This is a genomic window from Glycomyces artemisiae, from assembly GCF_003002955.1.
Lineage (GTDB): Bacteria > Actinomycetota > Actinomycetes > Mycobacteriales > Micromonosporaceae > Glycomyces > Glycomyces artemisiae.
In genome coordinates, this window is the sequence record NZ_PVTJ01000002.1 from 448,673 (window position 1) to 472,061 (window position 23,389).

At 71.5% G+C, this 23,389-nt stretch carries 18 protein-coding genes; 4 read left to right on the plus strand and 14 right to left on the minus strand.

All coding sequences use genetic code 11. The annotated features are described in order from the left end of the window. Positions 1-16: 16 nt before the first annotated feature. The 5 genes from B0I28_RS06650 to B0I28_RS06675 all read right to left on the minus strand — a co-directional run bounded on the left by B0I28_RS06650 (position 17) and on the right by B0I28_RS06675 (position 6,576). A complete protein-coding gene (locus B0I28_RS06650; RefSeq protein ID WP_106363005.1) occupies positions 17-3,082 on the minus strand; it encodes a S8 family serine peptidase in 3,066 nt (1,021 codons plus the stop codon). Between the two features lie 230 nt (positions 3,083-3,312). Beyond that, positions 3,313-3,906 (minus strand): DUF1707 SHOCT-like domain-containing protein, encoded by a 594-nt coding sequence (locus B0I28_RS06655; RefSeq protein WP_106363006.1) that lies wholly within the window; start codon positions 3,904-3,906, stop codon positions 3,313-3,315. A gap of 35 nt (positions 3,907-3,941) precedes the next feature. After that, positions 3,942-4,379, minus strand: coding sequence for a hypothetical protein (locus B0I28_RS06660; RefSeq protein WP_106363007.1), 438 nt, complete (start codon positions 4,377-4,379; stop codon positions 3,942-3,944). A gap of 286 nt (positions 4,380-4,665) precedes the next feature. Then, positions 4,666-5,505, minus strand: a complete 840-nt coding sequence (locus tag B0I28_RS06670) for a hypothetical protein (protein WP_146147990.1) — start codon at positions 5,503-5,505, stop codon at positions 4,666-4,668. A gap of 192 nt (positions 5,506-5,697) precedes the next feature. Beyond that, positions 5,698-6,576 (minus strand): hypothetical protein, encoded by an 879-nt coding sequence (locus B0I28_RS06675; RefSeq protein WP_106363009.1) that lies wholly within the window; start codon positions 6,574-6,576, stop codon positions 5,698-5,700. A gap of 337 nt (positions 6,577-6,913) precedes the next feature. Between B0I28_RS06675 and B0I28_RS06680 the strand changes: the two genes are divergently transcribed. Beyond that, the gene (locus B0I28_RS06680) at positions 6,914-8,014 is read left to right on the plus strand and encodes a HEAT repeat domain-containing protein (RefSeq protein WP_146147991.1); all 1,101 of its coding nucleotides are present in this window, start codon (positions 6,914-6,916) and stop codon (positions 8,012-8,014) included. Positions 8,015-8,036: 22 nt separating this feature from the next. Here B0I28_RS06680 and B0I28_RS06685 read toward each other — a convergent pair whose 3' ends face one another. After that, the gene (locus B0I28_RS06685) at positions 8,037-8,903 is read right to left on the minus strand and encodes a class I SAM-dependent methyltransferase (RefSeq protein WP_106363011.1); all 867 of its coding nucleotides are present in this window, start codon (positions 8,901-8,903) and stop codon (positions 8,037-8,039) included. Positions 8,904-8,974: 71 nt separating this feature from the next. After that, complete coding sequence (locus B0I28_RS06690; RefSeq protein WP_106363012.1) at positions 8,975-9,682, minus strand: sensor domain-containing protein; 708 nt, start codon at positions 9,680-9,682, stop codon at positions 8,975-8,977. Positions 9,683-9,843: 161 nt separating this feature from the next. Between B0I28_RS06690 and B0I28_RS06695 the strand changes: the two genes are divergently transcribed. Continuing rightward, complete coding sequence (locus tag B0I28_RS06695; RefSeq protein WP_146147992.1) at positions 9,844-10,338, plus strand: hypothetical protein; 495 nt, start codon at positions 9,844-9,846, stop codon at positions 10,336-10,338. 487 nt (positions 10,339-10,825) lie between these two features. Here B0I28_RS06695 and B0I28_RS06700 read toward each other — a convergent pair whose 3' ends face one another. Further along, positions 10,826-11,560 carry a DUF7873 family protein gene (locus tag B0I28_RS06700; protein WP_106363014.1) on the minus strand — a complete coding sequence of 245 codons (735 nt, stop codon included), beginning with the start codon at positions 11,558-11,560 and terminating at the stop codon, positions 10,826-10,828. Positions 11,561-11,782: 222 nt separating this feature from the next. On the opposite strand from B0I28_RS06700, the gene B0I28_RS06705 reads away from it, so the two are divergent. Then, the gene (locus B0I28_RS06705) at positions 11,783-12,520 is read left to right on the plus strand and encodes a VOC family protein (RefSeq protein ID WP_106363015.1); all 738 of its coding nucleotides are present in this window, start codon (positions 11,783-11,785) and stop codon (positions 12,518-12,520) included. Positions 12,521-12,555: 35 nt separating this feature from the next. On the opposite strand, the gene B0I28_RS06710 is transcribed toward B0I28_RS06705, so the two are convergent. Together B0I28_RS06710 and B0I28_RS27145 are read right to left on the minus strand one after the other, a co-directional pair. Then, on the minus strand, positions 12,556-13,242 hold the full coding sequence (locus B0I28_RS06710; RefSeq protein WP_106363016.1) for an N-acetyltransferase: 687 nt from the start codon (positions 13,240-13,242) through the stop codon (positions 12,556-12,558). Between the two features lie 26 nt (positions 13,243-13,268). Continuing rightward, positions 13,269-15,623: a hypothetical protein gene (locus B0I28_RS27145; protein WP_181245667.1), complete on the minus strand. Its 2,355-nt coding sequence runs from the start codon at positions 15,621-15,623 to the stop codon at positions 13,269-13,271. Between the two features lie 126 nt (positions 15,624-15,749). Here B0I28_RS27145 and B0I28_RS06725 point away from each other — a divergent pair, with 126 nt between their 5' ends. Beyond that, positions 15,750-16,718 carry a hypothetical protein gene (locus B0I28_RS06725; protein ID WP_106363017.1) on the plus strand — a complete coding sequence of 323 codons (969 nt, stop codon included), beginning with the start codon at positions 15,750-15,752 and terminating at the stop codon, positions 16,716-16,718. Positions 16,719-16,720: 2 nt separating this feature from the next. Here B0I28_RS06725 and B0I28_RS06730 read toward each other — a convergent pair whose 3' ends face one another. From B0I28_RS06730 to B0I28_RS06745, 4 genes are all read right to left on the minus strand, one after another. Further along, positions 16,721-17,794: a M23 family metallopeptidase gene (locus tag B0I28_RS06730; RefSeq protein ID WP_106363427.1), complete on the minus strand. Its 1,074-nt coding sequence runs from the start codon at positions 17,792-17,794 to the stop codon at positions 16,721-16,723. Positions 17,795-17,877: 83 nt separating this feature from the next. Continuing rightward, positions 17,878-18,396 (minus strand): hypothetical protein, encoded by a 519-nt coding sequence (locus B0I28_RS06735; RefSeq protein ID WP_106363018.1) that lies wholly within the window; start codon positions 18,394-18,396, stop codon positions 17,878-17,880. 3 nt (positions 18,397-18,399) lie between these two features. Further along, the gene (locus tag B0I28_RS06740; RefSeq protein ID WP_146147993.1) at positions 18,400-20,319 is read right to left on the minus strand and encodes a hypothetical protein; all 1,920 of its coding nucleotides are present in this window, start codon (positions 20,317-20,319) and stop codon (positions 18,400-18,402) included. After that, entirely contained in the window at positions 20,316-23,330 is a 3,015-nt protein-coding gene (locus tag B0I28_RS06745) for an ATP-binding protein (RefSeq protein ID WP_483866758.1), read from the minus strand. The genes B0I28_RS06740 and B0I28_RS06745 overlap by 4 nt, the downstream gene beginning before the upstream one ends. Between the last annotated feature and the right edge of the window lie 59 nt (positions 23,331-23,389).

The window sequence follows — 23,389 nt, forward strand, 5'->3', positions numbered from 1 at the left end:
AAGCGCTCAGGCGCACTCAGGTCGTGACCCCCACGACCGTCGAGTCGATCGCCTCGCCGTCCGCCGCATAATTCAGCGTCCCGAGGAACCGCGAGTCCGCGGCCAGACCCGACCACGACAGCGACACCGAGAACTCGCCCGCGAGCGACACGTCCTGCTCGGCCGGGGACACCGCGAGGTTCCCCTCGTCCGAACCCGGCACGACCCACGTGTGCAGGCGCGCGTCCAGCGGCGACGGGCCCGCCCACTCGTCGACGAACGCCACGAACGTGTAGCCGCCCGGCAGCGTCACCGACTCGTTCGAGCCGCCCGACGCCGAATAGCCGACCAGCGTCAGCTCGTCGCCCTCCTTCAGGTACACGAACAGGTCCAGGTCGGTCCCGGTCGGGTGCTCGTCCTCGAACGTCGAGAACCGCACCAGCGCCGCATCGGCCGGCGTCGTGAACTCGAACGACGCCGTGTGCGAGCTCTCCACCGGCGCGTCCGACGGGAACGACGACGAGTCCGGGTCGGTCAGCGACGCCGTCGAGACCTCCGAGGGCACCAGGCCCGACACCGACGCGCCCAGCGACCCGTCGAAGCCCGACACGCCCGAGATCTCGGCCGAACCCGAAGCGCCCGAATAGGTCACCTCGTCAGCGGCCGCCAGCTGCGACGGCTTCACCACGATCGGCGAACGCACCTCGTGGACCGTGCGGTGGCCCCGCTTCTCCACCCAGGTGATGTCGCCGAACGCCCATTCGCCGAACGCCGCATCCGTGCGCGTGATCGTCAGCGTGTACGACGCCGACTCGCCCGCGTCCAGCGTCAGCCGCGAGTGGTCGACCTCGACCTCGAAGCCCGCAGGAGCCGTGATGTCCGCGTTGTACGTCGACTTGCGGTCCGACACGTTCGTGACCGTGCGGGTCACCTCGTAGACGCCGGTCAGCTCCGCCACCGTCACCGACGGGTAGTTCAGCTGCGACGGGTCCATCGAACCGTACGTGTCGCACAGCGACTGGATCTTGAACGCCTCCGGAGTGCCGCACACGTACTGCACCCACTCGACGACGCCCGAGTCGTAGACCAGGCCCGGGTCGAACATCTCCGCGCCGTCCACGTGACCGGCGCCGAAGTCGAACGGCGTCGCGTCCTCGGTGCCGCGCTGGATCGGGTTCCCGTCCTGGTCGGTCTGGTACGAGGTCGTCATCATCGCCGACTTGATCGCCATCGGCGACCAGTCCGGGTGCGCCGATGCGATCAGCGCCGCCAGGCCCGCGATGTGCGGGCTCGCCATCGACGTGCCCTGCGCGGTCGCGAAGTCGTTGCCCGCGTGGTTGTCCGGCGTGATCCCCGCCAGGACCTCAAGACCCGGGGCGGTGATGTCCGGCTTCAGCAGGTTCTGGCCCGCCGACAGCGCCGGGCCGTTCGACGAGAACGCCGCCATCGACGGCGCGTTCTGGTCCTCCAGCTCCGACGTCTCGACCTCCACCTTCGGGCGGCTCTTCGACGCGATCCACTCGGTCAGCTCCTGGCCGTCCGAGTACGACACGTGGATCACCGGCACCGACTGCGAGGTCACGACGTTCGCCGGGCCCCGCTCGGACTGGTCCACCACGATCAGGGCGACCCCGCCCGCACCGTGCACCTCGTCCGCGTTCGCCGTGAACGTGTTGCCGCGCACGCACACGATCGCGTAGCCCTCGGCCTTCTCGGGGTCCAGCGTGCCCGTGTTGCAGGTCGCCGCCGCGGCCGGGTCGGCGTCGTCGAACGCCGCGTCCGTCGCCAGCTTCACCGGCCACTCGGCCTCGCCGACCAGCCCCGCGACCTCGATCTCCTCGCGGCCGAACTCCATCTCGGTGCGGAAGGTCTGGTCGTGCGAGGACGCCGCGACCGTGGTCACCCACGGCTCCTGGTGGTCCACAGTGGAAGTGGGACCGTCGTTGCCGGCGCTGGCGGCGACGAAGACGCCCGCCTGGGCGGCGGCGCGGAACGCCCACGAGGTCGAGTCGAGGAACTCGGGGGTGCCGGTCGAGCCGATCGAGAAGTTGATGACGTCGACGCCGTCCTGGACCGCGGCCTCGATGGCGGCGTTGATGTCCAGGCTGGAGCAGCCGCCCCAGCAGACCTTGTAGGCGGCGACGCGGGCGGCCGGCGCCATGCCGGTGAACGTCCCGATCCGCTCGCCGTCGACCTCGACCTTGGTCTTGTAGTTGCCGGTGGCCGTGGTCGCGGTGTGGGTGCCGTGGCCGTCGGAGTCGCGCGGGGAGGCGTAGCCGTCCGCGGACCGGCCGGCGGCGTCGAACCAGCGGGCGCCGATGAGCTTGTTGTTGCACTCGATGTTCCCGGCGGGGTCCTCGTCCTCGCCCGTGACGCACTCGCCGTTCCACTTGGCGTCGATGACGTCCTGGTCGGGGCGGGGCTCCGAGAGCGGGGCGAGGGCCGGGTTCTCCGGCCAGATGCCGGTGTCGAGGACGCCGACGATCACGCCTTCGCCGGCGTGCTTGGCGGAGCCGAACTCCTCGTTCCAGGCGCCGTCGCCGCCCGAGAGGTCCAGGAAGCCGGTGGTGTCGACCGCGGAGTTGCTGCCGGTCGGCTGGTAGATGACCTCGGGGGTCACGGCGAGCACGTCGTCGCTGGCGGCGAGCGCCTCGGCCTCGGCGGCGGTGAGGTGCGCGCCGAAGCCGTTGAGGACGGTGTCGTACTCGGCGAGGGCGTCCACGTCGAACTCGGCGATGACGTCGGCGCGCTCCTCGGCGAGGTAGTCGCCGTACTCCTGGACCGCGTCGGCGGCGAAGTCGATCGTGTCGCCGCTGTCGGGGGTGGTCGCGTCGAGGCCGGAGATGCCGCCGTCATAGGTGGCGATGGGGTCGTCGGCGAGCTGGACGACGTAGAAGCCGTCCTCGTAGTCGACGGGGGCCGCGGCCTCCTTGAAGTACTGGGGGACGACCTCGGGGAGCGCGGGCTCAGCGGCGGCCGGGGCCGCCGCGGCGGTGAGGCCGACGAGCACCAGCGGGACGGCCGCGGCGCCTGCCGCGGCTCTGGTTCCGGCTCGGGTGCGCCCTCGGGCGCGCCGGGATGTGGATGGGTACGGGGTCCCCATGCGATGAGCTCCTCTCAAGGGGGGCGCGCACCGCGGAGGGTGACTGTCCTCCACTGCAAGGTCACTTGCCGTGGCCGCGGCGCACGGAAACGAGCCTATTGCGAGGAAGGTTCGGTGTAAACCCTCGTATGAGGGGATTGCCGGGATCAGGCATGACTGTTATGGGGCCGTTACATTGGACGTTGCGGCGCCCTTGCATTCACTGAATTCCATTCCTCCGGGGGAGCGGTCTACCAACGCCACCAGAGGAATCGGCGCTCGTGGCGGAACGTCACGGAGCTGGCCTTGGCCTTCCCCGAGAACGTGAAGCGAATGCCCGAACCTCCCTTGTAGGGGGCGTGATTGCTCACCGAGCTCGCCACGACGTCCGTATTGTCGTCCGCGGCGTAGGCGCCGCGGGGGAGGACCACTTCGAGCGAGGACGCGATCAGGTTGACGTCGATGTCGACCGCGCCGGAGCGGATCACGGCGTGGCGGCAGTCGAGCTTCACGGAGGAGGCCTTCGCGTCGACGACGAGGCGCGCGGGGACGACCCAGTCGCCCTTGCGCTCCACGGACGACGCCTTCGGGGCGATCCGCATCTCGGCGGGCGCGCTCGGGGCGAGCGGCGACGGGGTGGGGACGGCGAGGGCGCCGGCGGCCTCGGGGAGGTCGGCGAGGAGGTGCTCGACCTCGGCGAAGGTGCGGGCCTCGTAGGCCTTCCCGGAGCGCTCGGCGAACTCGTGGAGGTCGAGGCGGCCCTCTTCGGTGGCGGCGTGGAGGCGGGCGATGATCGCCTCGCGGTCGGCGTTCGACATGCGCAGGTTCGGGTCGGGCCGGTTCATCGGACGGCGCTCTCTTCAAGCGGTGCCATGGCTTCTCATCTTCTCTTCGGGCCGGGGTCGAGCCGCCGCGGCCGTCGCACCAGCCCGCCGTTGCACCATTCGTGGTAGTCGAACAGGTCCGGTTGGCGGATCAGCGCTCGGGTGTTGGCTGCCCACAGTCCAACATACTGGTCCCGGGACTCCGACGCCTTCTCCAGGAGCCGGTCGACGCGCTTGCGCGCGTGGACGCGGAACTTGGTGCGCACGGCGTCGCCCGCGTAGATGTAGAGCACGTGCAGCGCGAACGACCGCTTCGGGCAGGTCGGGTCGCCCGCGAGCTCCAGCCAGGTGTCGGCGAGCTCGTCGGTGGCGAGGGTGAGGTCCCACTGCCGCCCTTCGGGGGCGGTCGAGTACGGGTCGAGCGCCCACTCGGTGATCTCCTGCGGCGTCGGCTCCGCCGGGCGCGCGAACCCGCCGAAGGTCCCGTCGGCCACGTGCGCTCCCCGCCTTATTCGAACAATGCTCGCAACGATCCTAGCCCGCCCGCGCCCGCGGCCCCGCCCCCGTTTTCACCTCCTGGGCCCCCCGGGGGGGCTCCCCCTCCCCCCGCCCCCACCCCACCCCGATTCCCGCCCACCTCCGCGCCCGCGCCCGCCAAATCCCGCCCACCCTGCGGCGCGGCGCCCGGTCATCGTGCCGTCCTCTGCTCGGCGTGCGGCGGGGCGATCGCTTCGAGCCGCGGTGCCGACGCCCCGCCCGGTCGTGCCGTCCTCTTCGGTACTACCTCAGGGCCAGGGCGATCTCCTCGATTCGTGCGTTGATGTCGTGGAGGTCGTCGGCGCTGGGGTCCCAGCCCTTGCGCAGCAGGCGATCCCGGAGCCGGATGAGCCATGGGCGGGGGTGCTCCATGACCTCCGAGGCGGTGAGGACCTCGACCTCCCAGCCGAGGGTCTGGAGGAGGTGGCGGCGCCGGTCGCCGGTTTCGGCGGCGAGTCCGAAGTGAGTGGCCATGCCGTCGTACTCGACGCCGATGCGCCACCGGTCCCAGCCGAGGTCGAGGAAGCGGGAGCGGCCGTTCGGGCCGCGGACCCGCAGTTGCGGGACCGGGGCGGGGAGACCCGCGTCGGCGATGAGGCAGCGGGTCCAGGACTCCATGGGCGACTCGGCACGCGGGTCGGCGGCGAGGAGCGTCGCGTTCGCGCGGCGCAGGCGCTCGCCTTGCAGCGGTTCGAGGGCGTCCGCGAGGCGGTGCACCTCGATGCCCGCCCGCAGGAACTGGTCGGCGGCCGCGACCGCTTCGAGGCGCGGCAGGTCGGCCGCGCAGTCCACCAGGGTCCGCGCGAGCGTGGTCACCGGGAGGCCGTCGACCACCGCGACGTCCGCGAGCACCGGATCGGAGGAGGACTCGACCGGCCACTCGCGCTGGTCGGCACCCGGCGGGAGCACGTCGAAGCCGTGGATCCAGGCCGCGGTGCGGCCCGTCGCCACTTGGGAGAAGTCGGATTCGAAGACGGTCTCGAACCGCAGGAGGAGGTCCTCCCCGGCGGTGAGCAGGTCGCCTTCGAACGGAGAATCGGTCATCACGGGAGCTGCGGTGCGGTACATCGGTTGCTGCGTCATGTACCAACCGTCGCCGACCCGTCGCCGAGCGTCCACATCTTTGTTTCAGGCCTGTGGATAACTCTTGGGGTGGTATCGCGGCGCAGGTCATCGCCCTGTGGATAACTCGCCTCGGTGGCCATCGCCCGGATGCCGAAACGGCGGTGCCGGAGCCCTTCAGGGCTCCGGCACCGCCGTCGAGTCCGGTCGGGCCTAGTTCAGGAGGCCGTACTCAAGGTCGTACAGCTTCCACGCGCCGTCTTCCTCGACCAGCGTGTAGGTGTAGCCGCCGATCGTGTCGTCGGCGGACTGCGGGGCGGTGTCGTCCCAGGTGTAGCCCGCCCACGCCTGCACGACGCCGTCGACCTCGCGCGACATCGCCCAGTACGGGTACGAGGCGGGAGCGGCCGTGTCGTTGATCTCGTAGTCGAGGTCCCAGGCCATGTCGTCGGTCATGTCCGCCGCGCACAGCGACTGGAGGGTCTCGTCGTCGCCGTTGTTCTGCGCGACCTGGTACGCCAGCGCCACGCCCTCGGGCGTCGAGACGTCGTAGGAGTAGTCGCCCGCGGAGCCGACCGGCGTGCCCCACGAGTCGAACCCGCCGCCGCCGGAGTCGCCGCCGTCGGTGGGCTCCTCCGCCGGTTCCTCAGACGCCTCGTCGGAGGGCTCGGGCTCCTCCTCGGACTCGCTGGTCGCCGGGTCGTCGCCGCCCGCCTGGGGGTCGTCGTCCTCGCCGGTGAGCTTCGGGATCAGCAGGACCGCGGCCACGCCGAGCACGATGACCAGGCCGACGACGACCGCGAGGATCACGCCGAGGCTGCCGCCCTGCTTGGCGGGCGGGATCGGCGGCGGCAGGACCGAGCCGGGGGCCGACGGGTACGGGCCCGGCTGGACGCCCATCTGCGGCTGGGTGTACTGCGGCTGCTGCGGCGGGGGCTGCATCTGCGGCTGCGAGTAGCCCGGCTGCTGCTGGTAGTAGTTCGTGGGGGGCGGAGGCGTGTTGTACCCCTGCGAGTAAGGGTCGCTGGGCTGCTGCGGCTCGGGTTGCAGCTGGTACTGCGGGTTCTCGCCGCCGGGGGGCGGATACGTCATAGCTCTAACACGCCTCGTCTGCTCAGGGGCTTGGGCCGGGCGGAGGGATGGGTTCTCCCCGCGCTTCCGATCGTACAGGCCCGGCGCGAGAATGTGGCACCCGCGAAAGTGCAGGTCCGGGCCGCAATACGGCAACAGCGCCGCAAACGGGGCGAGTGGATCGGGCCCTGCTGGGGCGTTTCGGCCGTCGCACACCCTGTGCGACCGCCGGGGCCCCGCGAGGACTACGCTTTATGCCCCGGCCCACTGCGGAACGGACCCCCGCCGGGGCCCCGCACGGCGCCGTACCGAGAAGTTCAGGCAGCACCGAACACCGCTTCTACCCGAGGTTCAACGTATGGCGAACGCAGCAATGGGGCTCTGGACGCTCAGGTTCTCCTCCGTCCTCGCCCCCGTCCCGGTGGTCGAGCTCCTGGAGATCAACCGGTTCTGGGGCTACGGCCTCCTCTGCCCGGCCATCGCCGCCACATGGGCGACCGGGCTGTGGCAGCGCCGCCGCCAGCTCGCCCGCACCGCCGTCGCCGCGGCCGCCGAAGCGCCTCCGCGCCAGGGGTTCTGGGACCCCGACCGGCCCGGCGCGCCCGCGCCCGGCGGGCACGACGAGCGCCGCGACCGGGCCATGACGAACCTCGTGGCCTCCATCAAGGACGAGTCGGTGGACGCGGACCTGCGCATCCAGCTCATCCAGGACCTCGTGGACCTCGGGGGCGAGGCGATGGCCCTGCGCCTCTCGCCCGTCGCCGTCGCCTCCGAAGTGGACGTGGAGGTGCGGCTGGAGGCCGCGGAGCACATGGGCCGCTTCAACCTCGACGACGCCGTGAACGCGCTCGAAGCGATCGCCACCGACCCCGCCGTCGACGACAAGTACCGCCTCGACGCCGCCAGCGCCCTCGCCGACAGCGCCGCGAGCCCCGCGGCGATCGCGCTCATGCAGCTGGTGACCGACGACGGCGTCAGCGAGTACGTGCGGCATTCGGCGGCGCACGCGCTGCGGCGCGTCAACCGGGATGCGGCGGCGATGGCGCTGCGGCACTTGGCGAACGCGCCGCTGGTGACGTCGCGGCTGCGGATCATCTGCGCCGAGCAGCTCGCCGACGACAGCCGCGAGGACGCCCGGGAGGCGCTGTGGCGCATCGTGAAGGGCGTGGAGTCGCTGATGGACCACCATCTGGGGATCGATGCGGCGGAGGCGATGCACGGGGTCGACCCGGACGCGGGCGTGGAGGCGTACTCGGTGCTCGCGGTCGACGCGTGCTTCCACTGGGCGGGGCGGATCGAGGCCGCGTACCGGCTGGGGCGGCTCGGGGTGGGGGACGGGTTCGACCTGCTGAGCGACTTCGCGTGCGCGGAGGGCGTGGACGACGTGTACGGGTTGGCGGCCCTGGATCGGTTGTTCCAGTTGGAGATCGAGTCGGGGACCCTCGACTCCGAGGAGTGAACCGGGCCTGTTCCCACCGGTCCTAGGCGGGTCGGACCGCGGTGTAGACGGTGTCGATGGCGAGGTGGTGGAGGTCGCGGCGGCGGCCGAGCCATTCGGGGCCGTCGGGGTCGAGCAGGCGCGTCCACGTGTCGCGGTCGTCGTCGTCGAGGAAGTGCTCGAACCAGTCGACGCGGGTGGCGAGGGCGTCGAGCGCGTGGTCGAGGTCGGCGCCGGTGAGCGGGGCGGGCTTCGCGACGAGTTCGTTGACGGTGCGGACCTCGGTGAGCCCGGCGTGTTCGAGGGCGAGGTTCCAGCCGTAGGGGAGCGGTGTGCCGCCGTGGGCGGCGAGTTCGTCGGCGAGGCGGCGGGCGCCGGCCTCGATGAGGCGCAGTTCCAGGCCGGGGCGGCCGGTGCCGAGGTTCGCGGGAAGGAACTGGGGCGCGGTGCCGCCTTCGCCGATGGCGAGGCGCCCGCCCGGGTTGAGGAGCGCGGCCAGGTTCCCCAGGGCCGCTTGGGGGTCGGCGGCGTGGTGGACGACGTGGCCGGCCCACGCGAAGTCGACGGGCGCGAGGGCGGCGAGCGCTTCGGCGTCGTCGACGGAGGCGAGGACGGTCGGCATGGGGGTGCCGCGTTCGGCGGCGCGCCCGCGGACGAGTTCGAGCATCGCCGGTTCGGCGTCGACCGCGGTGACCTCGATGCCGGGGATCGTCTCGGCGAGGGCGAACGCCATGCTCGCGGCGCCGCAGCCGATGTCGGCGGCCGTGCGGGCGCCGGGGTCCGGGAGGGACGCGGCGAGGCGCCGGTACCTGGGGGTCTCGGCGTCGGCGCGCGCCCGGAACCGGGGCGCGGCCTCCGCGAAGTCGAACACCGCGTCGTCGCGTCCGTGGTGGTGCCCGTGGGGTGCCATGCGGCCCAACCTATCACCGGACGCGCGCCGGGGGCGGCCGCTCAGCGAGCGGCCGCCCCTGGCGAGATCGTCTAAGCGGCGGAGAGGCGCTCCTGGACGCGGGTGACCTCGGCGTCGGCGAGCGCGGAGCGGACAGGGCCGTTCGGGGCGTCGGCGTCGGTCAGCGACGCGAGCAGCCCGCGGGACAGGTTCGCCTGGGTGAGCGCGAAACCGCGCAGCACCAGCGGCAGGAGCAGGGCCATGACCAGGCCGCCCGCGAACGCGAGCGCCGAGACGGCGAGGTAGGAGTCGCCCCAGCCGAGCCAGCGGGTCGCGTACTCCAGGCCGTCGCCGTCCCCGGCGGCGCGGCGGATCACCCAGCCGTACAGCGGGTACGCGAGGGACGCGACCGTCGCCGCCCACCAGGACAGGGCCACCGCGAACCCGGCGACCGCGAGCGGGAAGTTCACCAGGCCCCACAGGAGGTTCAGCCACGACTGGCCGTCGGCGAGGGGCGTCAGGAACCGGCGCAGCGGCGACGCGCCCTCGGCGGCCCGGCGGTAGTGCGGCCGCTCGACGGGCGTGCCGAGGACCCCTGCGAGCTGGACGCGGCCCGCGGCGGCGAGGCCGCGCATCGCGAGGAGGGTCGCGGCGAGGATCGGGACCCCCAGCCAGACGACGACGGTGCCGATGCCGGCAGCGAAGCCGGTCACGGTGATGACGAACGCGGGCAGTGCGATCGGGAAGCCGGAGAGCAGGTACGCGGAGTCGGCGCCGAGCTGCTTGAAGGTCTTGTTCATGCCTTCAATCCTCGTCCGCGGCCGGTGGTCCTTCGAGCCTGCGAGCAGGCATTTCGCGGGTAGGGACAGCCCTACCGGGCCGGTCGGGGCGACCGTTTCGGGAGCGTGGTCTGACCCGGTTGTGAGCCACCCCTGAGGTTCGGCCGCGAGGCTCGGCTCCCATGAGACCGATGCTTTCCCGGGCCGCGCGGATCGGCTGCGCCGCGGGCCTCGCCGCGTTCGCGCTGGCCGCCTGCGGCGACGACGACGCGGACGCCACCGATGAGGCGACGACCGCGGACGGGCAGTTCGCGGCGTACACGGCGTGCCTCGAAGAGCAGGGCATCGACCTCCCCGACGACTGGAGCCCCTTCGGCGAGGGCGGCATGCCCGGCGGCGGCAACGGCGGTGAGATGCCGAGCGGGGCGCCCACCGACATGCCGTCGGACATGCCCACTGGCGAGATGCCGACCGGCGACATGCCCACCGACATGCCTTCCGGCGGATTCGGCGGCGGTGGCGGGTTCGGGGGCTTCGAGGCGCCCGACGGCGTCGACGAGGACGACTGGACGGCCGCCACGGAGGCGTGCGCGGACGAGCTCCCGCAGGGCGGCGGTATGCCCGGCGGCCAGGCCCCCGGCCAGGAGAGCGCCACCGACGAGACCACCGAAGGCTGAGACTTTCCCCCGCTCTCCCCAGAGCAGGAGCGGCGCCGGACGCGCCATCGAATCGGCGCCGCTCCCGGAGAGCGTCCGGTGTGGACGAAAAGGATGGTGCGGCCCGGGTCGTTGACCTCGACACCGGGCCGCCATGTGCCACATAGTGGCCGTCACGCTCCTGCGGCAGCCGTTGAGTCTGCTGCTAGCACAGTGCTCTGCCATTGAGCTACCGCCGCATGTGGTGCGGCGGGAAGGATTCGAACCTTCAACTCCTGTGTCCCAGGGGACTGCTCGCGGATGCGGTCGGCGTGGCGAATGCTGACACTGGAGCGAGAATCTGAATCTTCGCGGATTGCCTCTGCCAGTTGGGCCACCCCGGCACGAGTGCCGGGGGAGGGACTCGAACCCCCACCTCTACCGCGCTGTATTCCGACTGAACCTCAGTTTCAGCGTGGTTCGGCGCTTGCGCGCCACCCCTGCCGCTCAAAGCAGGGGAGCTTGCGTCCTACTCGCCGAGCAGGTACCCGAAGACCTTCGCGCCGACCTGCTCGTCGACGACCTCGGTCCCGTTGGCCTCCTCGCGCGCGAACTTGACGGCGACCTGGAGCTTCTCCAGGCGCTCGGTCAGCTGCGCGACGCGCTTCGCGGGGGCCGAGCCGGAGAACTTCACCGTCGTCCAGTAGCCGACCGGGATGTCCTCGTAGTACACCTCGACCTGCGCCGGGTGCTCCTCGGTCGCCTCGGCCTTCACGTGGTTGCGCGGCACTTTCTTCGTGCGCACCGTCTTCACCGGGTCGGTCGCGAAGCAGTCCGCGGCCTCGTTGAACGACCACGACTCGGCCGCGTCCAGCACCGGCAGGGCCTTCACGAACGACTGGAGCTCCGCGAGCTGCTTCTCCAGGAACAGCAGGTACGTGACCGGGACGTCCGCGAGGAGGACCTCGCCGTCCACCGCGACGTCCGCCGTCGCGAGCGCGTTCGTGCGGTCCTTCGTCGCCGTCACGTCGAACAGGCGCGTCATCGCCGCGGACACCTCGCGCAGCTGCTCCTCCACGCGGCGCTGCACCTTCGTCGACTCGGGCGGCAGCTGCTCGCCCTCCTCGTCCTTCGGCTGGTACGTCCGGGAGATGCCCGACAGCAGCGGCGCCTTCGCGAGCTCGCGCCCGGCGTCGCCGAGGGAGCGGGCGGCCTTCGCCTTGACGCTCTTCTCGATCGCGATGATCTGGTTCAACTTGGTCACGGAGCAACCCTCACTTTCGGGCCCCACCTTAAGACGCCCCCGCCACCGGGGGCAACGCGGTTTCACCGCCCCCGCGCCGCCCCGCCGGCCACCGCCCGCCCCGAGAAACCGGGCCCGAGGGCCGCCGATCGGTTTTCGGCGGAGCGGTTTCGGGGTACTAGGGTGGGCGCGGACCGGACGGCAGGGGCGCCGCCCGGACCCGCGGCAGGACGGAGACGCGACATGATCATGCGACTGGCCCAGTCGCTCGGATACGAGGTCGTCGAGGTCGACGACGGCGACGGGACCCTCGCCGTCGGCGGACACGACGGCGCCAGCGCCCTCAAGGTCGGCTGGCGGCCCCTCATCGTCGAGGGCTACACCGGGTCCGGGTCCATCGACCGGTTCGCGATCCGCACCCGCGACGACCGGCACCGCCGGAGCCTGCGCGACATGCGCGAACGCCTCCGCTTCCCCGATCGCGACGCCGACCCCGTCGACCTCGCCGCCCCGATCCTCAAGCTCCTCGCGCCCGGCGCGTACGGGGTGCGGCGCTGGCCGGACGCGAACGTGCACATCGAGCCGTTCGGGGAGAACCGGTCCGCGTGGTGGTACCCGTACGAGCCGATCGGCACCGAGGGCACCGCGGTCATCCCGACCGACGCGTGGCCCCCGCCCGGCGAGGACACCGTCGCGGCGTACGCCGAGGCCATCGAGCGCGGCGAGCGGCCCCTGGCGGTGCTGCTGCGGTCCGAGCCGCCCGGCGACGAGCAGGACTGCGCGGCGTTCCTCATCGACGGGCACCACAAGCTCGCCGCGTACCGGCGCACCGGGACCGCCCCGCACTTCCTGGACATCGCGCACCTCGCCGACAGGCGCCCGTGCGAGCCCGAGGACCTGCGGACCGTCATCGGCGGCGACGGGAGCCTGGAGCAGACCGCGTCGAACCTCATGCGGTACCTGGAGCACGCCAGGCAGTGAACGGCGCGTCCACTACTGAGCGGTGAACGCACCGATCACTGCGCTGCGCGCCACCGGCCCGCGGGGACGCCCCCGGGGCGGTCGAACGCCGCGAGCAGCGCCCGCGCCTCATCGTCGTCGCCGACGGCGCCTTCCGCCTCGGCGAGGTACTCCTCCATGAACGCCCGCAGCGGCGCCCCGTCGATCCCGTCGCCGCTGATGAACACGGGCGCGGCGTGCAGGACGAGCAGGAGCATGCCGCGGACGCGGCCGCCGGGACCGCCGATGCCCGGCTGGAAGTACGGGACGTCGAGGACCCGCGCGCCCGCGGCCTCGTAGAACGCCAGGCGCCGCCGCGGGTCCCCGTGCGCGTCGTGCGCGGGCGCGCCCGGGTCCTCGATCTCGGCGACCACGATGCACGGGTCGCGACGCACGCTCCACACGTTCACCGCGTCCCGCAGCAGCCGCCCGCCGATCCCGCCGCCCCGCGCCGCCGGTCCCACCGCCAGGTACGTGAGCAGCTGGACGCGCGAGGCCTCCGACCACTCACCGAACGCGGCCGCGACCGGCGTCCCCGCGTTGTCGACCACCGCGAACAGGTTCGCGGCACCGCCTTCGAGCGCCGCGGCGAGGACGTCCTCCCCGTCGAGCTCCTCCGGCGGGAACGCCTGCGCGAACAGGCCCCGGTAGACGGCGGTGAACAGCGCGTCCGGGACGGTCCGCTCCACGGTCGAGAACCCCATGCCACGGAGTCTCCCACCGCCGGGGCCTACGGGCGGGCGATGCGGCGCATCCGGGCCCGCGCCAGGCCCGTGCGCGCCCGCGACAGCGCCCGCACCGGGAACCCCGCGAGGAACCGCGCCGTCGACCACGGGCCGCCTTGGTACGACACCCACCGCGCCGACACGTACACGGCCGCCCACGCGGCCACGACCACCGTCGCCGCGCCCCACCCGAACGGCGTCCAGAACCCCGCCGCCTGCCAGATGCTGATCGCCGCGCACACCGACAGCGCCGACACCGCCGCCGTCAGCGAATCGCGCACCCGCTGCTGCCGGTCCACCTCCCAGCGCTGGAGCGTCGCCTCCGACTGGTCCGCCATCACCTCGTTCAGGCGCTCGCTGAAACTCGCCAGCTGCTCGTCGATGCCCTTCACCGCCAGCAGCCGACGCAGCTCCGCCGCATTCGACGGCGACCGCAGCAGCCCTGGCGAGTGCAGCAGCGCGATCACCTGCCGCGTCTCGCTCTCGAACTCCAGCATCTGCATCCGCTTCGCCTTCATCGCCTCCACCTGCGCGGCCCGGTCCGCGCCCGGCAGGCTGTACCCGGCGATGATCTCCGAGACGCCCGCCCGGTACGCGTCCAGCTGGTGGTTCCAGGCCGCCATCATCCCGCCCAGGCACGCCGTGAACTCCGCGAGCGCCTCCAAGTCCCCCGAGATGAAGTTCGGGGCGTCCAGCGCCGCGATCACCGTCGTGTTCTCCGTGGAGATCAGCAGGTCGCCCTCGTTGCGCTGGTTCCAGATCTTGCGGGAGTGGTCGTCCGCCAAGCGGATCCAGTCCCACAGCGACTCCTTCGCGTCAGGCGCCGAATGCAGCAGCACCGACGAGCCCACCAGCTCCAGCAGCCGGTTCCCGTCCTGCACCAGCGGCCGGTCCTCGTCCCCGCTCGGCGGCTCGAACTCCCGGCCGCGCTCGCTCGCCCGCAGCACCCGGATCAGCACGTGCGAGCGGCCCCGGTGGATCCCGACCGGCGCGTCCGGCTCCCCGCCGCGCGGCGCGAGCGCCTCCGGCAGCTGCCGCAGGATCAGGTCCCTCGCGAAGCGCGCCAACCGGTCCCACGTCCGGTCCGTGCCCTCGCACGACACCTCGACCGTGCCGTGCTCCCGGGCCGCCCGGAACATCGCCGCGTGCAGGCCGCTCGGGTACAGGTCCTCCACCGTCCGCTCCAGGCGCAGGCAGTGGACGCCCATGGGGGAGAACCGCAGCGCCGCGTTCAGCTCCTCGACCGTGTCGCCGTCGATCGTCAGCCGCACCTTCGGGAGGATCAGCTCCAGGCCGTCGAACCGCTTGGACGGTTCGAGGCGCGGCTCCCAGATGTCCGCGTGGTACGTGAAGTGGTCGATCGCCGCCGACGGCCGCACCGGCCCCGCGCCCTCCCCGAACGACCGCTTCAGGCGCGATCGGACCGTCTCGTAGTCGATCCCGTTCACCCCGAACGGGAACAGGTACACGATCCGGCCCTCGTCGATTCGCATCCACTGCTTCTTCCGGTCCGCGTGGGCCTCCCGCAGCCGCTCCAGCGCCTGCCGGTGCGCGTTCATCTTCGACAGCTCCACCGACGAGAACGGCCACGTGTTCACCAGGGTCCGCAGCTCCTTGCGGACCTCGAACCGCTCCCGCTCCTTCCCCGCGGACTGCGCGACCAGCGCACGGTGCAGCCGCCGCAGCATCACGTGGTACTCGCGGCGCACCGCGACCTCCCCGCGCACGTACACCCCGACCGGTCCCGCGTCGTCCTCGGCGTCGTGCAGCAGGCCCCTGCACGACCCGATCACCATGTCCAGGGCCTCCGAGTAGCGCAGCTGCGACCCGGTCTTCAGGCAGTCTTCGAGTTCGATCTCCAGGCGCACGAGTTCGCACAGACGCAGCGCCAGCTCCACTTCGGGCGCCGGCCGGGCCTTGAGCGCCCAGTCGCGGCGGACGATGTCGCGGAACCGCAGCATGCACTTCATCAGCAGGTCCACGCGGTACGTGTGGTTCCACGCGCGCACCGAACTGTGGTGCACCCACAGGCACAGCAGCGCCCGGTCCACAGCGTCCGGAGTGAGAGCGGCCTGCGCCTCGAACACCTCCCCGGCCCGGCGCAGGAACACGTCCTCCACGTCCAGCTCACCGCCCGGGTCGACCTCCGACTGGAGGCCGTTCCAGATGAAGCAGTCCCGCACCGCCTGCGTGTCCACCCCGCACCGCTGATGGAGGTGCGCCTCGATCCGGCCCTGCACCTCGGGCGCCCTCGCCACCAGGTCGAACCGGAGTCCGGCGGCGTCCGGCGCGGTGCCGTCCCGCTGCCCCGGAACGACCGCTGTCTCCTGCTCGCCGCGCTGCATCGGGGGGTGGCTCATGCCACAAGTCTAAGGCGGACATGCACGTCACCGGGGCCCTCGACCACGGCCCCAACCCGACCCGAGCCCGGAACCGGCGGCCGCTTCCGGTTGAGCCGGGTGGGCCCCGTCCCATAGGGTGTTCACATGCGAAAGGGTCTGATCCGCCGCACCATCCGGCGCGCCCGCCCGTCCCGGCCCGCCACGGTCGCCGACACCAGCGGCAAACGCTACCGCGTGGTCCCCGCCGACGACCCCGAAACCGCCGCCTACGCAGACCCGCCCCGCACATGGCCCCGCGTGGCCACAATGGCCGGCGCCTGGGCTCTCGTGCTCGCGCTGGGATCCTGGATCGCCCCTGCGTTCGCCGCCAGCGGAAGCGAGGAGAACCAGGACCCGCGGGACCAGGCCGCAACGGATGCGGAGGGGGCAGCGCTCCGCTACCTGCGGTACGGCTCCAACGAGGAGACCGATCGCGCCGAGGACGCGCTCTGCGACGACGCTTCTCCCGAGATCACTCCGAGCGACCTCGACGCGATGCGACAGTCGTACGCCGACGAACTCGGCGGCATCACCGACATCGACCTGACCACGGGAGATCCGGTCCCCTCCAGCGACGGCATCGCCATCGCAGGAACCGTCTCCTACATCTACCAAGGCACCCAACGACACGAGGAATTCCTCGTCACCGTGCAAGAGTACGACGGCACCTACTGCGTGTCCGACGCGACGCAACCAGCGGCCGAGATCCCGACTGCGACCCCCGACGAAGGACAGACCCAGGAGATCGACTCCCAGGAGGTCGCCACCGACTTCCTCCGCACCGTCGTGGCAGACCGGAACCCGGCGACCGCCGAAGCCATGCAGTGCAGTGCGTTCACCGGCATCACCGCCCAGGACCTCGACGACGCCATCACCGAATGGGTCGCCGTCAACGGCGCCACGACCGGGTACCTCAACGGCATCTCGCCCGCCGAAGCAGACGGCGCCTTCGAGACCGAGATCGTCCTCCAAGGCGAACTGAACCAGGAGAGCTTCACGTTCCAGATCGCCGTCGACGGCGACTGCGTCGCCTCACTCGAAGGCGGCGACGACCTCATGAACGCCGCCGACTGACCTCACTTCAGCGGCGCGCCCATCTGGTTCATGAACGCGATCGGGTCCACCGCGCCCGCCGCGCTGCGATCCGCGTTCAAATGCGTCTCGAAGTGCAGGTGCGGACCGCTGGAGCGGCCCGACGAGCCGACGTAGCCGAGGATCTGGCCCGCCTGGACCACGTCGCCCTCCTTCACCAGCGGTGCGGAACCCATGTGGCAGTAGCGGGTCAGGTAGTCGCCAGCGTGGAGGATGTTGACGTACCAGCCGCACCCGGCGACCTCCGGCGAGCCGTCGACGTCGCACGAATAGGGCTCGCCGTACAGGCTCGCGTTGCACTCCGAGGTGATGACGGTCCCGCTCGACGCCGCCACGATCGTCGCACCGCGCGGCGCGCCGATGTCAACCCCGTTGTGGGTCGGGCGCTCCGGAGTCTGGAAGCCCGAGTTGATCGGGCCCTCGACCGGCGCCATCCAGCCCGCCGCGGACAGCTCGCCCGGCTGCGCGCATGTGCCGAGCTGCGTGCTCACCGCGGAGACGCTCGCGCCGCCGCCGGTCAGCGTGTTGACGATCTCCGTCGCGATCGGCTCATGCTTCGCATACGCGTTCGGGAACGCCGAGATCTGCACGCGCTGGGCCGCGACCGTGAGCGGCAGCGACTCCCAGCCGTCGATCTTCACGAGCTTCTCGTAGAACTTCGTCGACGCGTACACCGGGTCGGTGACCTGGTCCGGCGTCCCCCAGCCGGAGGACGGACGCTGCTGGAACAGACCCAGCGAGTCGTGGTCGTTCTGGTCGCCCAAGTGCCCCAGGTTCGTCAGCCGCGACTCCTGCATCGCGGTCGCGACCGCGATGACCCAGCCGCGCACCGGCACTTCGAGGTCCTGACCCACGGCGATGATGATCGCGGCGTTCCCGACCTGCTCCGAACTATACGGCCCGATCTCCGGGAACTCGCCGTCCACATCGACCGACGTCGTCCCGCACCCGGCGGCGATCGCGTTGCCGTCCTCGTCGTTCGACTGGTCCGACAGGAGCTGCACGATCGACACGACCGCGCCCAGGCAGCACACGGACAGAATCGTGAGCGTCCACATGAGCGGCCGCAGCCGTTTCGGGACCTTCGGCGCCAGCGGGTCCTCGGACCGGTCCTTCGCCGTCGTCTCCTCGCTCGCGATGCTCATGACTGCTCCCAGTCGATCGCCGACACCAGCCAGTCGCCGCCCGAGACCTCGACCATCGTCAGCGTCAACGTCCCGGTGTCGAGCGGGATGGCGACCTTCGGGCCGTCAGGGGCCGGTTCCCCGGCGATCTCCGTCGCCGGGACCGTCTCGGGGTCGACGCCCTCCATCAGCGCGGCGGTGTCCTCGGTCAGGAACGGCCTGATCGAATCCAGCCAGCCCTGCGCCCCGTACCCGTTCGGGTTCAGCCACGCCTCGGCGAACGCGACGGCCTTGTCGACCGCCTCCTGCGGCAGCTCCTCGTCGGTGAAGCAGCCGTCGTCCTCGCAGTCGTCGGTCGCGAAGCCGTCGTCAGCGGTCACCGCCTCCGACGTGGCATCGGAGCCGTCCGCACCGTTGGTGCCGTCCAGCGGCGTCTCCTGGCGGCGGTTCGCCAGCGCGATCACGCCGAGCACCAGGACGAGGATGATGACGACGATCCCATAGCGGGAGAAGATGATCCGGAGGGCGCGGTTCATCCGTCATTCCCTTCTCGCAGGCCGGTAGACCTCTCCACCGCCGGAGGATCCGCCTCCGGTGGACGTGCTCGATCCGGCTCCGCTCGTGGAACTCGCGGACTTGTCCGGGGTGGCCTGCTGCTCGGGCAGCGTGTCGCTGCCCTTGCTGCGCGGGGTGCGCACGGTATCCGAAGTCTCCTCGGGCCGGGCGTCGTCGCGGCGCTGCCGCGCGCGCTCCAGTTCCCGTTCGCGCTCGGCGCTCCTGTCGGAGTCGACGCGGCGGCCGAGGAACGCATCGGCCGGGCCGCTGCCACCCACTAGGCCTGCGATGCGTCTGCCCGGTCTGAGGAGCAGCCAGGCGGCGACGCCGAGGAGCCCGATCATGACCACTTGCAGCCATACGGGCATGGCGGTCTGGAGGATGCGGCTCGACGCCCATATGTAGATGACCGCCGCGAGGGAGAAGATCGCGACGTTGATGATCGCGCCCAGGACGGTGTTCACCAGACGCTTGAACGGGCCGCCGGCGGGGCGGAGCAGCGCGATGGTGCCGATGATCGGCAGGGCCACGATCGCGAACCGCACGATCATGAAGCCGAGGATGATGAGGATCGACGCGGTGAGGTCGAACAGCGAGAAGAAGATCGCCGTCAGCAGCGCGAGCAGCCCGGTGCCGGTCCGTTCCCAGGCGCGCTGGCCGCTGATGTTCGCGTACGCCTCGGGGTCCTCGGTCTGGATCTGCGCGACCAGGCCTTGCCAGAGTTCCTGCTTCTCGGCGATGAGGTCGTTCCGGTACGTCGCGGAGTCCTGGGCTTCGTCGTCCTCCTGCCACGACATCGCCTGCGCCGCGAACAGCGCCGGTCCGTACTTGTAGGCCGTGTTCGCCTCGGTGACTTCGGGATTGCCTTCGGCATCCTCGACGACCTCGCCGTTGCGCTCGCGGAAGGTGACCTCTTCGCTCTGGCCCAGCATCGTCCGCAGCCAGTTCTGGTACAGCACCTGGCCCGAGACGGTGTCTGAGGCGGTGACGGCCGCCGAACGGGTGTCGATGCAGAAGTCGTCGCCGTTGAGCTCTTTGAGCTCGTCGTAGCGGTCCTGGTCAACGCCGGGGATGCGGGCGCAGCCGTCGGCAGTGTCATCGGCGATGAGGACCGTACTGAGGTCCATGCCGATGGTCAGCGCCTTGTCGGTGTACTCGGCGGCCTTCACCGGCCAGCGCACGACCGCCGTCACGAGTACGAGGATCAGCACTGCCCACGCGACGGTGGTGACCGCGTTGTTCATGTCCGCCTGACGAGAGCGCCACAGCAGGTACAGGCCGATCAAGCCGACCGTGACGGCGCCGAAGACGGTGAAGATCTGGCGGTAGAGCACCTCGGTGCCCTGCTCCATGAAGCGGTTCGACCAGCCCCACATGGTGTCCGGCTCCCACGCGGCCTGGCGCATCGAGTTCGCGGCGCCGACGGTGGCGACCGACAGGTTGAACTCCATGTTGGCGAGGGCGTTCGCGGTGTCGGCGCCGTTGGGGATCGACACCGAGTCCACGCACTGGCCGCCGACGCTCATCTGCTGGGAGCCGTACATGGGCAGTTGGTATCCGGCGTAGCCGTACCGGCTGTAGGTCCCGATGCCTTCGCTCCGGTCGAGCTGGCTCGGTTCGGCGAACCACCCCGCCATGCCTGAATCCGGCGAGGCCGGCTGCGGGGCGGCCTCACATGGCAGTTCTTGCGCTTCAGGCAGTTCGTCGATGCATTGCGACCAGGCCGTGTGCCACTCGTAGTCCGAGCACCCCTCGTCCCCCTGCGCCCCAGCCGAACCCGGCGTCAGGACGAGTGCTCCGAGCATGGCGGCCAAGGCCACCAGGATGCGGGCGGCGCGCCCTCCGGCACGCCGCCAGGACCGGGCGGGAGGAGGGGCGAGGTCGTGGGCGGAGGGGTCGGTCACTGGTCCTCCCCGGGGGTGGTGTTCAGGTAGTCGAGGAGGCCGCGGACCCAGCCGAAGTCCGCGCGGATGCGCTGGACGCGGCCGTCGACGTCGCGCATGACGAACTCGCGGTAGGGGAGCTTGCGGGTCTCGGAAGCGTCCACTTCGGACAGGGATGCGAGCACCGACTCGTACCCGACCCCCGTGGGGACGCGCAGCAGCTTGAGCGCCTCCTCCGCGATGGTCGCGTCCTCGGCGATGCGGCCGACGAACACGGTCGAGACGAGGTTCTGCACGTCGAGCCCGAGGATGTCCTTCGGGTTCTGCGAGGCGACGAGCGCGGCGAGGTTCCACTTCCGGGAGTCGCGGGCGAGGCGCACCAGGAACGAGCGGCCGGACTTCCAGCCCTCCATGAAGTGCGCCTCGTCGAGGCCGACGAGCTTGCGGCGGTGCATGTCGCCGCCGTAGGCGCGGCGGACGGCGAGGCGGTGCGCGGTGTGGAGCATCGGCAGCGCGAGGGCCTCCTCCGCGGACCAGTACTCGCGCTCGATCCCCAGGTCGGGCAGGCGCAGCCCCGACATGGTGATGACGGTGAGCGCCGTGTCGTCCTCCAGGACGCCCTTGTCGGGGGTGCCGAAGAACAGCTTCGCGAGCGGCATCTCGGCGGTGTCGAGCAGGAGCGCGGCGAGTTCGGCGCCGTCGCCGGTGGCGTGGTCCTCGGCGTCCTGGAGGGACTCGACGAGGTCTTCGAGCGCGGAGTCCTCCTCGGCGGGGACGTGGCGGGCGGCGTGGCGAAGGAGGCGGGCGGTGCTCGCCTCGCGCTGGACCTGCGGCGGCAGGAGCATCGAGCAGATGTCCTGGACGAGCATGCGCCGCTCGGACCGGGCGTTGGAGACGGCGATGTCGTACTCGCGCTGCCCGTCCGGGGAGTCGGCGTAGTGCTCGCGCCTCGGGGACGGGATGAGCGCGTAGGGCGCGAGCGTGCCGTACTCGGAGCCGGTCAGGTTGAGCACGCGCGAGAACGGCTTGAGCTCGGGCATCTCGCAGAGCTTCGCGAGCGGCCCCGACGGGTCCAGGAGCGTGACCTGGACGCCGCGGCGGGCCGCGAGGTAGCCGATGGCGCCCATGAGCGTGGACTTGCCGCCGCCGGGCTCGGCGACGAACACCGACAGGCCGGACTTCTCGCGGACCTCGGTGGCGAAGTGCAGGTCGAGGAAGACGGGGCTGCGGGAGGTTCCCGCGGTCCGCCCGATGAGGTCGCCGCGGCGGTCGCCGACGACGGACGCGGCCTGCGGCATCGCCGCGGACATGAGCTTGACGGGCATGCGGCGCACGTACCCGGTCTGGGCGACCGGCTCGCCGGGGATGAACTCGCGGGCGAGCCAGTCCTGGTTCTTCGGGTGCTGGAGGCTGATGCGCATGTCCCGCTGGTACATCTGCATGAGCGTGCGGGCGCGCTCCAGGCACTCCTCCTTCGTCTCCGCGGTGACGGCGAGGCGGTGCCAGCCGTGGGCGCGCGCGGCGTCGATCGGCAGGCCGGTGGTCATCTCGTCGCCGACGCCGAGCGCGCGCTCGGCGAGGCGCTGGAGCTCCGGCGGCGCGTCCATGGCGTGCTCGTCGTAGTCGCGCTGCTGGGAGCGGATGAGGCGGAGCCGGTGGTCGAGGTCGCGGAACGCCTCGCCCGCGCCGAGGATGTCGATGCGGCTCGACAGCTCGACGGGCCACGGGCACCGCTCGTGGAAGTGCAGCCACGGCTCGTGGCGCTGGGGGATCTCCAGCTCCTCCATGCGGCCGACTGTGAGGACCGCCGTGTGCTTCTCCTCGCCGGTGAGCCGGTTGACGAGCTTCACCGTGGACCCGTACGGGCTGCGGTAGCGCTCGATCGACTCGGTCAGCGCGAGGACGTCGCCGGGCTCCCAGTCGCCGTCCGAGCCCGAGAGCAGGCGCGGCGGCTCCATGCCGAGGGCGACGGACCGGTAGACGAGCCATTCGAGCTCGGCGGTGGTGGCGCGGCGGGCGCGCACCCCGAACGAGCCGAGGACCTCGTCGAACTGGAGGCTTCGCTTCTCGATCTTCTCGCGCTCGGAGAGCTTCGTGCCGCGCCCGAACATGCGGCCTACCTTCTCGCCGAGCTGGTCGAAAGCGCCGCGCCGCGAGAACGTGATGCCGAGGAACGTCTCGCCCTCGGCGTGGGAGAGCTGCTGGAGGTGGCGCTGGGCGGCCACGAGGTGGTCGGCCCAGCTGGTGCCGCCGGGGACGGTGCGCAGCGGCCGCGCCGTGTGCTTGTCGACGGTGCGGGCCCACTGGTCGGCCGGGAACGGCCGGGTGGTGCGGCGCAGGTGGACGCGCATGCCCGCGAGGCCCGCGTACTGCTCGGCGATCGCGACGATGAGCGCTTCGCGCTCCAGGTCGGGCCGGAACGACCAGCGCACGCCGGGCAGCTTGTACCAGGCGGTGACCGACGCGGGCGTGAACGTGGCGTGCCCGGCGATCTCGGTGAGGCTCAGCTCCCGGAGCGGCTGGCGCTCCTTCTGCGCGCCGATCGGCTTGACGCGCGTCGGCTTCGCGTCCCCGGACGGGACCGCGACCGCTTCCTTCCGGGACTGCCGGACCGGGACGAGGTCCTGTCCGGGCACCCGTTGTGTACTGGTTTGCGCGGACTGGCGGCGACCTGCGGCGGAGGCTTGGCGACCCTGGTCAGTGCCCTGTGGATAACTCGGGCCCTGCTGTGGATAACTTCCGTTACGCTGTGGATAACCCTGTGGATTCCCGCTGGTCGGAGCCTGTGCGTAACGCTGTGGATACCCCTGTGGATAACTTCCCTGATTCTGTGGATAACCCTGTGTACGACCCTGTGGACGAGCGGTCGAAGGAGGCGTCGTCGGCGCAGGTGGCGACGCGTGTCGCAGCGACTCCACTGGGGACTGCTGGCGGGGCTCCTGTGCCGTGGGGGGCCGCTGCGGCTCGGATTGGGGACGGGCCTTCGCCGGTTCGCCTCTGCCGTGCCCTCTTGCGGGCTCCGCCCGGAACACCGCATCGGCCAGAGCGGTCGCGTCGTCGCCGAGGTCGCCGGAAGGCCGCTCCCGGTCCC